Source organism: Kitasatospora azatica KCTC 9699, from assembly GCF_000744785.1.
Classification (GTDB): domain Bacteria; phylum Actinomycetota; class Actinomycetes; order Streptomycetales; family Streptomycetaceae; genus Kitasatospora; species Kitasatospora azatica.
Genome location: NZ_JQMO01000002.1, coordinates 2,156,727 through 2,169,255, shown reverse-complemented (window position 1 = coordinate 2,169,255; position 12,529 = coordinate 2,156,727). Strand labels below are relative to the sequence as shown.

The window sequence follows — 12,529 nt, the reverse complement described above, 5'->3', positions numbered from 1 at the left end:
GTCCGCGCCCTGGATCGACGTAACCGGAGGCGAGAGTCTCCTGGCTCCCGGGTACAGACGCACGCCCGGGCCCGCTGGTGGAGCCGGCTGATGTCACTGCCGGCGGTCCTGTGGCGGACCGCCGTGACCATCTCTCGAACGTGCTCCCCGGTGACAGTGGCGGGACCGCGCCGGATTCGCACCGGCTTCCTCTGCTTGCCTCCGTTTGGCCCAAGGATCCCATCACGCGCCGGAACCGGGCGTCAACCAGGCGCCACCGCCGCGAACGGAGTGGTTGATCACACCGGCGGGGGCGCCGGTTCAACGCCCGTAGCTGGTGAATCGTCCAATGCCGTGTCAAGGCCCGCCGCCGCTCTTCGTGCGTTCAGCGGCTGGGGGCCGGATCGGCCCGGCCCTACCGTCACGGGCATGCGAAGAAGCAGGCCCCCCGCCCCCGCTCCGGTCCCGTTCTCCCCCGAGGCCGCCCGCGCCCATCGCGCCGGCCTCGGACTCACTCCGGAGCAGGTGGCGGCGGGGATGGCCGCGCACGGCGTACGGCTGCCGGCGGCCCATGTGCTCGGCTGGGAGAGCGGCGTGATCCGCCCCGGCGAGGAGGAGTTCATCGCGCTGGCCCGGGCCCTGTGGTGCCCGGCCGCGCAGTTGATGGGCACCGCGCCGGACTCGCTGCGCGACTTCCGGGTGGCCCGCGAGCTGACCCAGGAGCAGACGGCGGCCCGGATCGGGATCGGCCTGCACAGCTACGCGAGCGCCGAGCAGACCGGTCGCTGGAGCGGGGACGCGGACCAGAGCGCCGCCCTGGTCGAGGTGCTCGGCCTGCGGCTGCGCGACCTGGTCCGGATCACCGGCGTGGCCGAGGAGCTGGACCAGCGGCTGCGCCAGTGCGTGGACGGCCGCTGGCAGGCGCAGCTGAAGGCGGTGGCCAAACTGGTGCCGGTGCCGCGGGAGAGCATCGCGACGGCGCTCGCCGCGCTGCAGAACGAGCACCAGGTGCCCTCGCACTGGGGTTCCTCGACCTGGGGTCCCGCGACGCCCGCGGTCGAGCCGGAGCCCGCCGAGCCCCCGTACGACCGTTTCTGGGCGCTGCTGGCCCGCACCGACACCGGCGGTCTTCCGGTCTAGGCCCTTGACGTAGTCCGTCCCAACGGCGGCGCTGCGGTGGCCGCCCCGACCGGAACGCGATGAACTGGACGGACCCGTCCGACCCGCCATCACCACCCCGGGGAGAGCCATGCGTTGGGGAACCGCCGTCGCCACGGCCACCGCCGTCGCCATCGCAGCGGGCGCGGCCGCCCTGTTGATCGGACGTCGGGTCTCCGACCTCAGCCTGCGCCCCGCCACGGCCGAGGGCGGCCAGGCCAAGGGCGAGCCGGCGCTGCGGGTGCACGAGGTGGGCGCCCGGGAGGTGGTCCTCACCCGCACCGTGGCCAGCGCCCGGCGCGGCCGGTACGCGCTGGAGTGGCCCGGCGGGCACGCGGTGGTCGGCGAGGTGCTGGGCACCGGTCCGCAGACCGTCACCCGCCGCCTGGAGCTCACCGCCGGCAGCCCGCTCGCGGCCGGCACCGAGGTGGAGTTGAGCACCCGGGTGCTGCGCGGCGACCCCGGCTCGGCCTGCGGCCTCGACTACATGGACGTGCTGGTCGACGGCGAGCTCGGCACCCTGCCCGCCTGGTACGTCCCGGCGATCCGCGGCACCTGGGTGATCGCCGTGCACGGCACGCTGGCCGACCGCCGGCAGGCGCTGCCGATCCTGCCGGTGCTCCGCCGGCTCCAGCTGCCCGCCCTGGTGGTCAGCTACCGCGGCGACCAGGGCGCGCCGGCCTCACCGGACGGAATCGGCCATTTCGGCGAGACCGAGTGGCGCGACGTGGAGGCGGCGATCCGGTTCGCCAAGAGCGCCGGGGCCGGCCGGATCGTCCTCTACGGCTGGTCGGTCGGCGCGGCCACCGTGCTGCAGACCGCCGCCCGTTCGGACTTCCGCGACCAGTTGGCCGGCCTGGTGCTCGACTCCCCGGTGCTGGACCCGACGGTCGCGGTGCGCGGGGTCGCGGCCCGGGCCGGGATGCCCACCGGGCTGGCCGGGCAGCTCGGCGTCTGGGCGGCCGAGGGCCGCACCGGCGTGGACCTGGCCGGCTTCGCGCGGATCGCCGACGGCACCGACCTGACCGCCCCCACCCTGCTGCTGCACAGCCCGCAGGACAGCGTGGCGCCGTGGCGCGCGGCCCAGCGGCTGGCCGACCGGCGGCCCGATCTGGTGACCCTGCGCCCGGTCCCCGGGGCCGGGCACGCGGCGCTGTGGAACGCGGACCCGGCCGGGTACGAGGAGGCGCTGCGCCGTTTCCTGACCCCGATCCTGTGAACCCGCTGGGTCACCTCTTGACCACGCACTGTGCCCCCGCTACTGTCGTGCACAGATCACGGCCAACATTATCGGCCCGGTTTGGCCGCTCTTGCCCCGAGTCGGCCCCGGCTGCCACCCTGGTCTGTCCAAGACGCGCCGAACTCGATGTGACAACCGCCCCTTACACGGGGAAGACTGCACGGCGTGACGTCTCGGAATCCGCGCGACCGTGATGCCCCGCTCCCGCCGACCACGGGTACCGGCGCGACGGTGACCCGTCTACCCGGTACGGCCCGTCGGGCTGACGGCGCCCAGCCGGGCCGTTCCGCCGCCCCCCGCCGCCGTACCCCGACACCGGCCCCCGGCCGGGGTCGCGTCCCGGTGCCGGAAGGCTTCCCGGGCCCCGCCGAACTCGCCCCGCTGGCCCGCCGGATGCTCGCCGACGCGGTCCGGATCGCCCGCTGGGCCGGCGAACTGGAGACCGTCGACAAGCGCGGCGAACTGCTGCCCGAGGACGCCCGCGCGGCCGGTCGCGCGCTGGCCATGACGGTCGGCGCCGCCGCCAAGGCCTGGGGCCAGGCCCTGCTGGTCGGCCTGGTCGAGCCGCGTGACGGCGGCGCGGCCCCCGGTTGGCGGCTGCATGCCTGGGAGCACGACGACGAGGCCGTGCTGCGCGGCTGGTCCGCGCTGTTCGACGCCTGGACGCTGCTCGCCCCGGTGCCGCCCGCCGCGCTGCGCGGCGTCTTCGCCGTGCTCGCCGGGCAGGCCGTCGACCAGGCGCCGCAGCTGCTCTCCTTCCTGCACCTGGTGGACGGCCCGGTCGCCGACAGCGAGCTGATGGAGCTGCTCCGCCGCGGCCTGGACGAGCGCCGGCACGGCGGGACGGGCTTCGCCGCCCTCTCGCCGGTCCCGCACGCCGCCTCCGCCGTCTCCGCCGTCCGCGGCACCTGCCGCGAGCCGCAGATCGACGCCCCGCCGGCCCCGTCCGACGTGGCCGCCGTGCTGGACTGGATGCTGGACGGCCTGACCGCCGTCGGCGCCGTGGTCCGCGCGGACGCCGCCGCCGAGCTCTCCGCGCTCGGGCACTGGGCGGTGCGGGCCAAGCTGGAGGAGATCTGCACGGTGGCCCAGACCGCCGCCGGGCACATCGAGCAGAGCGCGCTGGAGCTGCTGGACGCCTGCGCCAACTACTCGCCGGGACCGGCCCGCGCCGAGTACCGGGCCTGGGTCGCGGCCCGCCCGGTCGACCGCGCGGTGGCCGAGCTCCTGGAAGCCGCCCGCGGCGAGGACGCGCTGCTGCGCGGGCTCGCCTTCGAGGCGCTGCGGGTGGCCGGCGGAACCGCCGAGCAGGCGGTGCGCGCCGCGGTGGACGAGCCGGTGCTGCGCCCCTACGCCCTGCTCTGGCTGGCCGAGCAGCTCGACGAAGGCGGGGTGATCCCGTCCGACGTGCTGAGCGCGGAGGACGCCGCCTGGCTCTGGGTGGACACCGCCGCCGCCGTCCTGGACCACGGTGAGACCGAGCTGCTGGTCGGCCATGTCGAGGGCGCCAGCGCCGGCGACCCGGTCCGGCTGTTCGCCCGGGCCCGCCAGTCCGGCCACGCCCGCGCCGCCTCGGTCCTGACCGCCGTCGCCTCGGTCCACCCCGATCCGGCCGTGGCCCGAGCGGCCCGCCGCTCCGCCTTCAGCGTCCACAACGGCGGGGCGTAACCCGGGCCCAAGCCCGGGCCCAGGCCCAGCTGGAAGCACTTCGCCCCCGGAACCAGCGGTTCCGGGGGCGAAGTGCTTGACGGTGCTAGGCGATCAGCAGTCGCGGGCGCCGGCGCGGCGGGCGCGGACGTCGCCGACCTTCTGGCCGACCTTGCGGCGGATGACCAGCAGCGGGGCCATCGCGGCCAGCGCGATCTGGGCGAAGGCGCCGATGTGCATCAGCACGTCGCCACCGGGCAGGCCGGCCGCCCAGGCGGCCAGGCAGCCGATCGAGACCACGATCCAGCCGAGCGTGGCGGTGGCCAGCAGGCCCTGCGGCTTGGGGTACTCGACCTGGCTGACCATCAGGTAGGCCACGCCGAAGATGGCCAGCAGGCCGGCCAGGAACGGCGGGTCGAGCAGCACGATGGCGATCACCGTCATGGCGCCCATCGGGCAGGGCATGCCCTGGAAGACGCCCGGTCGCATCTTGACCGCCGAGAAGCGGGCGAGGCGCAGCACCACGGCGAGCAGCACGGTCAGCGCGATGAAGGCGGACAGGCCCTGGTTGCTGCCGGGCCCGCCGACGATGCCCCAGACCGCGACGAAGTACGCCGGCGCGATGCCGAAGCTGATCAGGTCGGCCAGGTTGTCCAGCTCCGCGCCGAGCGCCGAGGAGCGCAGCTTGCGGGCCACCAGGCCGTCGAAGAGGTCGCACATCGAGCCGAGCAGCAGCAGGGTGACGGCGGTGGCGGCGCCGTGCCGCACCATGCCGCCGCCGGTGCCGTCGCCGGTGCCGTTGATGTGCGGGATGAGCATGTTCGTGGTGATCGAGTAGATCGCCAGGAACCCGCAGACGGCGTTGCCCAGGGTCAGGAAGTCGGCCGTGGACAGGGTCTGCGGCGAGCGTGGCGCCCGCAGCTCGCGGTCGCGCGCCCAGCGGCGCCGGCGCAGCTCGGTCTCTTCCGAGTCGCCGAGGCCGACCAGGGTCTCGGGATCAGTCACGGTCAAGGCGTGTCACCCCCGCGGTCGTCTTCTGGCCGACCTCGACGCCGACCTCGACGCCGGCCGGCAGGTAGGTGTCGACGCGGGAGCCGAACCGGATCAGACCGATCCGCTCGCCCTGCTCGACCTTGGTGCCGGCGGGGACGTACGGCACGATGCGGCGCGCCACGGCGCCCGCGATCTGCACCATCTCGATGTCGCCGAGCTCGGTGTCGAAGTGCCAGACGACGCGCTCGTTGCGGTCGCTGTCCTTGTTGAACGCGGGAACGAAACCGCCCGCGATGTGCTCGACGGAGGTCACCGTGCCGGGCAGCGGGGCCCGGTTGACGTGCACGTTGAGCGGACTCATGAAGATCGCGACCCGGGTCCGACCGTCCGGCCAGGCGTCGATGCTCTGCACCACTCCGTCGGCCGGCGAGATGACTCTGCCGGTGCCGATCTCACGCTCGGGGTCGCGGAAGAACCACAGCATGCCCGCGCTGAGCGCGCAGGTCGGAACCGCCGCCAGAGCCCACTTGCCGTTCCGCCTGCTGAGAGCGGTGGTCAGGGCCGCGGTGGCCAGGGTCGGGACGAACCAGGGAGTGGCTCCGCGCGCGATGGTCACGCGCGGTCGCCGACCGGCCGTCTCGGGAGCGAGGGCATCGCGCTCAGTGACGGAGGTGTGAGGGGACGGGCTGAGGGGCATCGAAGACCTTTGTCGCGGGGGATCTGGACCACTGGACGGGCCACCGCGGGGATCGGGTGATAAGGGGACAGCTGCTGTCCCGGTGGATGCTATCGGGAGCAGGCGGTAGGTGGGCAACCCGCCTGCTCGTTCAACTGTCTCCAGCCGTGCCGGGATGCACGCGCTATGTATACGACCGTAGCTGGCCGGATCCCGGTTCCCAAGGGTCGCGTCAAGATCCGTGAGTCATCTCTCAGCCTTGGGGCGCGGGCCCTCGGGGCTTCCCGGGGGCCCGCACGGCCCGCCCTAGTCGGCGAGCTTGTACTCCTCCAGCAGACGACGACCCACGATCATCTTCTGGATCTCCGCCGTACCCTCACCGATCAGCAGCATCGGGGCCTCGCGGTAGAGCCGCTCGATCTCGTACTCCTTGGAGAAGCCGTAGCCGCCGTGGATCCGGAAGGCGTCCTCCACGACCTCCTTGCAGTACTCGGAGGCGAGGTACTTGGCCATGCCGGCCTCGAGGTCGTTGCGCTCGCCGCTGTCCTTCTTGCGGGCGGCCATCACCATCATCTGGTGCGCGGCCTCGACCTTGGTGGCCATCTCGGCCAGCTTGAACTGGATCGCCTGGTGCTCGGCGATCTTCTTGCCGAAGGTGGTGCGCTGCTGGGCGTAGGAGATGCCCAGCTCGAAGGCGCGGCGGGCCACTCCGCAGCCGCGGGCGGCCACGTTGACCCGACCGACCTCGACGCCGTCCATCATCTGGTAGAAGCCCTTGCCGGGGACGCCGCCGAGGATCCGGTCGGCCGGGATCCGGACGTCCTGCAGCACCAGCTCGGTGGTGTCGACGCCCTTGTAGCCCATCTTCTCGATCTTGCCGGGCACGGTGAGGCCGGGGACCGTCGGGTTCGGGCCGAACCCGGGGGTCTTCTCGATCAGGAAGGTGGTCATGTTCTTGTACGGGGTGTTGCCGCCCTCGTCGGTCTTGCACAGGACCGCGACCAGGGTGGAGGTGCCGCCGTTGGTCAGCCACATCTTCTGGCCGTTCAGGACGTAGAAATCGCCGTCCTTGACGCCCTTGGTGGAGATGGCCGCTACGTCGGAGCCCAGCGCCGGCTCGGACATCGAGAAGGCGCCGCGGATCTCGCCGGCCGCCATCCTGGGCAGGAAGTAGTCCTTCTGCTCCTGGGTGCCGTGCGCGTTGATCATGTGCGCCACGATGAAGTGGGTGTTGACGATGCCGGAGACGGACATCCAGCCGCGGGCGATCTCCTCGACCACCAGGGCGTAGGTGAGCAGCGACTCGCCGAGGCCGCCGTACTCCTCGGGGATGGTCAGACCGAACAGGCCGAGCTGCTTCATGCCCTCGACGATGGCGGTCGGGTACTCGTCCTTGTGCTCCAGCTCGGTGGCGACCGGAATGATCTCCTTGTCGACAAAGTCCCGCACGGTGGCGAGGATGTCCCGCTGGATCTCGGTGAGGCCGTCGGTCTGTGCGAGGCGTCCCATCGTGCGGCTCCGTATGTCTCTGAGGGTGGTGAGGGGGCACCCCCGGCCGGAAGCTGGGGGAGGGTTCGGGGGCTGCGCGAAGCGTGACTTCCGCGCAGCCCCCTGACCGGGGGTGAGGGCGATGACGGCGCCCGCCTCCGGGGGCTCTTCTGTTTGAACAGCAGGGGGTCAGGACAGGGGCGTCGGGCGGCCGGGCTGCTCGCCGCCGCGCTCCTTGATGTAGGTCTCGGTCGGCACCATCACCTTGCGGCGGAAGATGCAGACGACCGTGCCGTCCTGCTTGTAGCCCTTGGTCTCGACGTAGACGATGCCCCGGTCGTCCTTGGACTTGGAGGGCCACTTGTCGAGCACCACGGTCTCGCCGTAGATGGTGTCGCCGTGGAAGGTCGGCGCCACGTGCCGCAGCGACTCGATCTCCAGGTTGGCGATCGCCTTGCCGGAGACGTCCGGGACGGACATCCCGAGCAGCAGCGAGTAGATGTAGTTGCCGACGACGACGTTCCTGCCGAAGTCCGTCGTCTTCTCCGCATAGTTGGTGTCCATGTGGAGCGGGTGGTGGTTCATGGTCAGCAGGCAGAAGAGGTGATCGTCGTACTCGGTGACGGTCTTTCCGGGCCAGTGCTTGTAGACCGCGCCGACCTCGAACTCCTCGTAGGTGCGTCCGAACTGCATGGTCAGGCCTCCGGGGCTTCGAACTTGCTGGTGCGCTGCATGCCCGCGGCGCGGCCCTTGCCGGAGATGACCAGCGCCATCTTGCGGCTGGCCTCGTCGATCATCTCGTCGCCGAGCATCGCCGAGCCCTTGAAGCCGCCGGCCTCCGAGGTGCACCAGTCGTAGGCGTCCAGGATCAGCTCGGCGTGGTCGTAGTCCTCCTGCGAGGGCGAGAAGATCTCGTTCGCGGCGCCGACCTGGTCCGGGTGCAGCACCCACTTGCCGTCGAAGCCCAGCGCGGCGGCCCGGCCGGCCACCTCGCGGTAGCCGTCGGGGTTGCGGATCTGCAGGTAGGGGCCGTCGATCGCCTGCAGGTCGTTGGCGCGGGCCGCCATCAGGATCCGCATCAGGATGTAGTGGTAGGCGTCGGCCGAGTAGCCGGGCGGCTGCTCACCGACCACCAGTGACTTCATGTTGATCGAGGCCATGAAGTCGGCCGGGCCGAAGATGATGGTCTCCAGCCGCGGCGAGGCGGTGGCGATGGTGTCGACGTTGATCAGGCCCTTGGCGTTCTCGATCTGCGCCTCGATCCCGATCCTGCCGACCTCGAAGCCCATGGTCTTCTCGATCTGGGTGAGCAGCAGGTCCAGCGCCTTGACCTGCTCGGCGTCCTGCACCTTGGGCAGCATGATGCAGTCCAGGTTGGGGCCCGCGCCCTCGACCACCGTGATCACGTCGCGGTAGGTCCAGTGGGTGGTCCAGTCGTTGACCCGGACGACCTTGGTCTTCTTGCCCCAGTCGCCGTTGTTCAGCGCGTCCACGATGTGGTGCCGGGCGCTCTCCTTGACCAGGGGGGCGCAGGCGTCCTCCAGGTCCAGGAAGACCTGGTCGGCCGGCAGGCCCTGGGCCTTCTCCAGGAAGCGCGGGTTGCTGCCGGGCACGGCCAGGCAGGAGCGGCGGGGGCGAAGACGGTTAACGGGCGTCGTCATGATGCGAGGGTCTCTTCCTTGATGGGGTCGAGGTTGTTTGCCAGTCGGATCTCGTCCACGATCCGGCCGATGATGGTGGTGATGCCGAAGTCCTTCGGGGTGAAGACCGCGGCGACACCGGCGGCCTTGAGGGCCTCGGCGTCCGCAGCGGGGATGATGCCACCGACGATCACCGGCACATCCTCCACCCCCGCGCGGCGCAGCCGCTGCAGGACGTCCGGCACCAGCTCCGGGTGTGCGCCGGAGAGGATCGACAGACCCACGCAGTGCACGTCCTCGGCGACCGCCGCGGCGACGATCTGCTCCGGGGTCAGCCGGATGCCCTGGTACACCACCTCGAAGCCGGCGTCGCGGGCGCGCACCGCGATCTGCTCGGCGCCGTTGGAGTGCCCGTCCAGGCCCGGCTTGCCGACCAGCAGGCGCAGCTTGCCGGTACCCAGCTCGGCGGCCGTGGCGGCCACCGCCTGGCGCACCGCCGCCAGCTCGCCGCCCTGCTCGGCGGCCACCGCGACCGGCGCGCCGCCGACCCCGGTGGGGGCCCGGTACTCGCCGAAGACCTCGCGCAGCGCGAAGGACCACTCGCCGGTGGTCACCCCCGCCCGGGCGCAGGCCAGGGTGGCGGCCATCAGGTTCTGCTCGGTGGCGGCGACGGCCTTGAGCTGCTGCAGGGCGGTCTGCACGGCCACCTCGTCGCGCTGGGCGCGCCACTGCTCAAGCGCCGTCAGCACGGCCTGCTCGCTGGCCGGGTCCACCACCATGATCGCGGTGTCCAGGTCGGCGGTGAGCGGGCTCTCCTCGGTGGTGTCGAAGCAGTTCACCCCGACGATCTTGTCCTCGCCGGCCTCGATCCGGGCCCGCCGCTCGGCGTGCGAGGCGACCAGTGCGGACTTGAGGTAGCCGGACTCGACGGCGGGGATGATCCCCTGACTTCCTGCTTCGGCGCCCATGTCGAGGATCTTGGCGATCTCCGCCTCGGCGCCTTCCAGCAGCTCGGCGGTCTTGGCCTCGATCACCTCGGAGCCGTTGAAGATGTCGCCGTACTCCAGCAGGTCCGACTCGTAGGCCAGCACCTGCTGGATCCGCAGCGACCACTGCTGGTCCCAGGGCCGGGGCAGGCCCAGCGCCTCGTTCCAGGCCGGCAGCTGGACGGCCCGCGCACGGGCGTCCTTGGAGAGCGTGACGGCCAGCATCTCCAGCACGATCCGCTGGACGTTGTTCTCCGGCTGCGCCTCGGTCAGGCCCAGCGAGTTGACCTGCACGCCGTAGCGGAACCGGCGCTGCTTGGGGTCCTCGATGCCGTAGCGCTCCAGCGTGACCTTCTCCCAGAGCCGGGCGAAGGCGCGCATCTTGCACATCTCCTCGACGAACCGCACGCCGGCGTTCACGAAGAAGGAGATCCGGCCGACCACCTCGCCCATCCGCTCGGCCGGCACCTGGCCGGAGTCGCGCACCGAGTCCAGCACGGTGATCGCGGTGCACATCGCGAAGGCGATCTCCTGGACCGGGGTGGCCCCGGCCTCCTGCAGGTGGTAGCTGCAGATGTTGATCGGGTTCCACTTCGGGATGTTGCCGACCGTGTAGGCGATCATGTCGGTGATCAGGCGCACCGAGGGGCCGGGCGGGAAGACGTGCGTCCCGCGCGACAGGTACTCCTTGACGATGTCGTTCTGGGTGGTGCCGGTGAGCTTGGCGATGTCCGCGCCCTGCTCCTCGGCGGCCACCTGGTAGAGCGCCAGCAGCCACATGGCGGTGGCGTTGATCGTCATCGAGGTGTTGGTCTGCTCGAGCGGGATGCCGTCGAACAGGGTGCGCATGTCGCCGATGTGGCCGACCGGGACGCCGACCCGGCCGACCTCGCCGCGGGCCAGCACGTGGTCCGAGTCGTAGCCGGTCTGGGTGGGCAGGTCGAAGGCCACCGAGAGGCCGGTCTGCCCCTTGGCGAGGTTCTTGCGGTAGAGCGCGTTGGAGTCACTCGCGGTGGAGTGGCCCGCGTAGGTGCGCATCAACCACGGGCGGTCCTTCTGACGGGCGGTCATCAGATGTCCCTGAAGCGGTTGATCGCCGGCAGGTGCTTCTCCCGCAGCTCGTGGTCCCGCACGCCCAGGCCCTCCTGCGGCGCCAGGCAGAGCACGCCGACCTTGCCCTGGTGCTTGTTGTGGTGCACGTCCAGCGCCGCCTGGCCGGTCTGGTCCAGCGAGTAGACCTTGGAGACGGTCGGGTGGATCTTGCCCTTGGCGATCAGCCGGTTGGCCTCCCAGGCCTCGCGGTAGTTGGCGAAGTGCGAGCCGACGATCTTCTTCAGCGACATCCACAGGTAGCGGTTGTCGTACTGGTGCATGTAGCCCGAGGTGGAGGCGCAGGTGACGATGGTGCCGCCCTTGCGGGTGACGTAGACGCTGGCCCCGAAGGTCTCGCGGCCCGGGTGCTCGAAGACGATGTCCACGTCCTCGCCGCCGGTCAGCTCGCGGATCCGCCCGCCCAGGCGCTTCCACTCGCGCGGGTCCTGGGTGTTCTCGTCCTTCCAGAACTTGTAGCCCTCGGCGCTGCGGTCGATGATCGCCTCGGCGCCCATGGCCCGGCAGATCTCGGCCTTCTGGTCGCTGGAGACCACGCAGATCGGGGTGGCGCCACCGGCCAGCGCGTACTGCGTGGCGTAGGAGCCGAGGCCGCCGCTGGCGCCCCAGATCAGCACGTTGTCGCCCTGCTTCATGCCGGCGCCGTTGCGCGAGACCAGCTGACGGTAGGCGGTGGAGTTGACCAGACCGGGGGAGGCGGCCTCCTCCCAGGTGAGGTGGGCCGGCTTGGGCATCAGCTGGTTGGTCTTCACCAGGGCCAGCTGGGCCAGGCCGCCGAAGTTGGTCTCGAAGCCCCAGATCCGCTGCTCCGGGTCCATCATCGTGTCGTTGTGGCCGTCACTGGACTCCAGCTCGACCGAGAGGCAGTGCGCGACCACCTCGTCGCCCGGCTTCCAGGCGTTGACGCCGGCGCCGGTGCGCAGCACGACGCCCGCGAGGTCGGAACCGACCACGTGGTAGGGCAGGTCGTGCCGCTTGGTCAGCGGGGACAGGCGGCCGTAGCGCTCGAGGAAGCCGAAGGTGGAGACCGGCTCGAAGATCGAGGACCAGACGGTGTTGTAGTTGACGGCGCTGGCCATCACGGCCACCAGGGCCTCGCCCGGGCCCAGTTCGGGCAGCGGGACGTCCTCCAGGTGGAGGGACTTGCGGGGGTCCTTGTCGCGGCTGTCCAGCCCGGCGAACATCTGCTCCTCGTCCTTGTGGAGCGTGACGGCTCGGTAGGACTCGGGGAGCTTCAGCGCGGCGAAGTCCGCGGCCGTGCTGTCGGCGCTGAGGATCGCGTCGAGGATTTCCTTCATGGCTGCCTCCGAAGGCGTACCTGTGTGAGGGCGCACAGGGCGTCTGGGGGAGCCGGGAGCGGACACCGGCTACACAAGGGACTTGGGTGGGTTTCGGGCTCGCCCCCTGGGTGTGGGGACGCCGGACAACGGCGCGCCGAGGTGGGGAGCCGCGGCGCCGCGACTGGTGAGTAACAAGCTACTGGCACCCTGTGCCACTCGTAAAGACACTCGGTGCCATGATTTTCCGTCCATTCCCGAGAGTCCGCAAGACTTCGCCGAGGCAGCCGAAAGGCCCGCCCCGGATATCCGGGACGGGCCTTCTGACCTGCGGT

The 12,529-nt window shown here is 71.4% G+C and carries 10 protein-coding genes and 1 riboswitch; of the genes, 3 read left to right on the top strand and 7 right to left on the bottom strand.

Annotation, left to right across the window (positions count from 1 at the left end; all coding sequences use genetic code 11):
- Window positions 1-11: 11 nt before the first annotated feature.
- Window positions 12-218, bottom strand: a riboswitch (cobalamin riboswitch).
- 190 nt (window positions 219-408) lie between these two features.
- From BR98_RS09930 to BR98_RS09920, 3 genes are all read left to right on the top strand, one after another.
- Window positions 409-1,119: a helix-turn-helix domain-containing protein gene (locus tag BR98_RS09930; protein WP_157537570.1), complete on the top strand. Its 711-nt coding sequence runs from the start codon at window positions 409-411 to the stop codon at window positions 1,117-1,119.
- Between the two features lie 109 nt (window positions 1,120-1,228).
- Window positions 1,229-2,356, top strand: coding sequence for an alpha/beta hydrolase (locus BR98_RS09925; protein ID WP_035841788.1), 1,128 nt, complete (start codon window positions 1,229-1,231; stop codon window positions 2,354-2,356).
- Window positions 2,357-2,719: 363 nt separating this feature from the next.
- Window positions 2,720-4,045 carry a coiled-coil domain-containing protein gene (locus BR98_RS09920; RefSeq protein WP_035841785.1) on the top strand — a complete coding sequence of 442 codons (1,326 nt, stop codon included), beginning with the start codon at window positions 2,720-2,722 and terminating at the stop codon, window positions 4,043-4,045.
- 93 nt (window positions 4,046-4,138) lie between these two features.
- Here BR98_RS09920 and BR98_RS09915 read toward each other — a convergent pair whose 3' ends face one another.
- From BR98_RS09915 to ccrA, 7 genes are all read right to left on the bottom strand, one after another.
- A complete protein-coding gene (locus BR98_RS09915; protein WP_035841783.1) occupies window positions 4,139-5,035 on the bottom strand; it encodes a CDP-alcohol phosphatidyltransferase family protein in 897 nt (298 codons plus the stop codon).
- Window positions 5,022-5,714 carry a phosphatidylserine decarboxylase gene (locus BR98_RS09910; RefSeq protein WP_035841781.1) on the bottom strand — a complete coding sequence of 231 codons (693 nt, stop codon included), beginning with the start codon at window positions 5,712-5,714 and terminating at the stop codon, window positions 5,022-5,024. The genes BR98_RS09915 and BR98_RS09910 overlap by 14 nt, the downstream gene beginning before the upstream one ends.
- A 285-nt stretch (window positions 5,715-5,999) precedes the next feature.
- Window positions 6,000-7,202 (bottom strand): acyl-CoA dehydrogenase family protein, encoded by a 1,203-nt coding sequence (locus BR98_RS09905; protein WP_035841779.1) that lies wholly within the window; start codon window positions 7,200-7,202, stop codon window positions 6,000-6,002.
- Window positions 7,203-7,370: 168 nt separating this feature from the next.
- The gene (locus tag BR98_RS09900; RefSeq protein ID WP_035841777.1) at window positions 7,371-7,874 is read right to left on the bottom strand and encodes a MaoC family dehydratase; all 504 of its coding nucleotides are present in this window, start codon (window positions 7,872-7,874) and stop codon (window positions 7,371-7,373) included.
- 2 nt (window positions 7,875-7,876) lie between these two features.
- Window positions 7,877-8,842, bottom strand: a complete 966-nt coding sequence (locus BR98_RS09895) for an HpcH/HpaI aldolase/citrate lyase family protein (protein ID WP_035841775.1) — start codon at window positions 8,840-8,842, stop codon at window positions 7,877-7,879.
- Window positions 8,839-10,878: a protein meaA gene (locus BR98_RS09890; protein WP_035841773.1), complete on the bottom strand. Its 2,040-nt coding sequence runs from the start codon at window positions 10,876-10,878 to the stop codon at window positions 8,839-8,841. Before BR98_RS09890 ends, BR98_RS09895 begins: the two co-directional genes overlap by 4 nt.
- Window positions 10,878-12,215, bottom strand: a complete 1,338-nt coding sequence (gene ccrA, locus BR98_RS09885) for a crotonyl-CoA carboxylase/reductase (protein WP_035841771.1) — start codon at window positions 12,213-12,215, stop codon at window positions 10,878-10,880. Before ccrA ends, BR98_RS09890 begins: the two co-directional genes overlap by 1 nt.
- Window positions 12,216-12,529 lie beyond the last annotated feature (314 nt).

What these genes read in the sequence shown, in the direction of transcription:
- BR98_RS09930 (WP_157537570.1), top strand. Translation starts at nt 409, where the DNA reads ATGCGAAGAAGCAGGCCCCCCGCCCCCGCTCCGGTCCCGTTCTCCCCC.
- BR98_RS09925 (WP_035841788.1), top strand. Translation starts at nt 1,229, where the DNA reads ATGCGTTGGGGAACCGCCGTCGCCACGGCCACCGCCGTCGCCATCGCA.
- BR98_RS09910 (WP_035841781.1), bottom strand. Translation starts at nt 5,714, where the DNA reads ATGCCCCTCAGCCCGTCCCCTCACACCTCCGTCACTGAGCGCGATGCC.
- BR98_RS09905 (WP_035841779.1), bottom strand. Translation starts at nt 7,202, where the DNA reads ATGGGACGCCTCGCACAGACCGACGGCCTCACCGAGATCCAGCGGGAC.
- BR98_RS09900 (WP_035841777.1), bottom strand. Translation starts at nt 7,874, where the DNA reads ATGCAGTTCGGACGCACCTACGAGGAGTTCGAGGTCGGCGCGGTCTAC.
- BR98_RS09895 (WP_035841775.1), bottom strand. Translation starts at nt 8,842, where the DNA reads ATGACGACGCCCGTTAACCGTCTTCGCCCCCGCCGCTCCTGCCTGGCC.
- BR98_RS09890 (WP_035841773.1), bottom strand. Translation starts at nt 10,878, where the DNA reads ATGACCGCCCGTCAGAAGGACCGCCCGTGGTTGATGCGCACCTACGCG.
- ccrA (WP_035841771.1), bottom strand. Translation starts at nt 12,215, where the DNA reads ATGAAGGAAATCCTCGACGCGATCCTCAGCGCCGACAGCACGGCCGCG.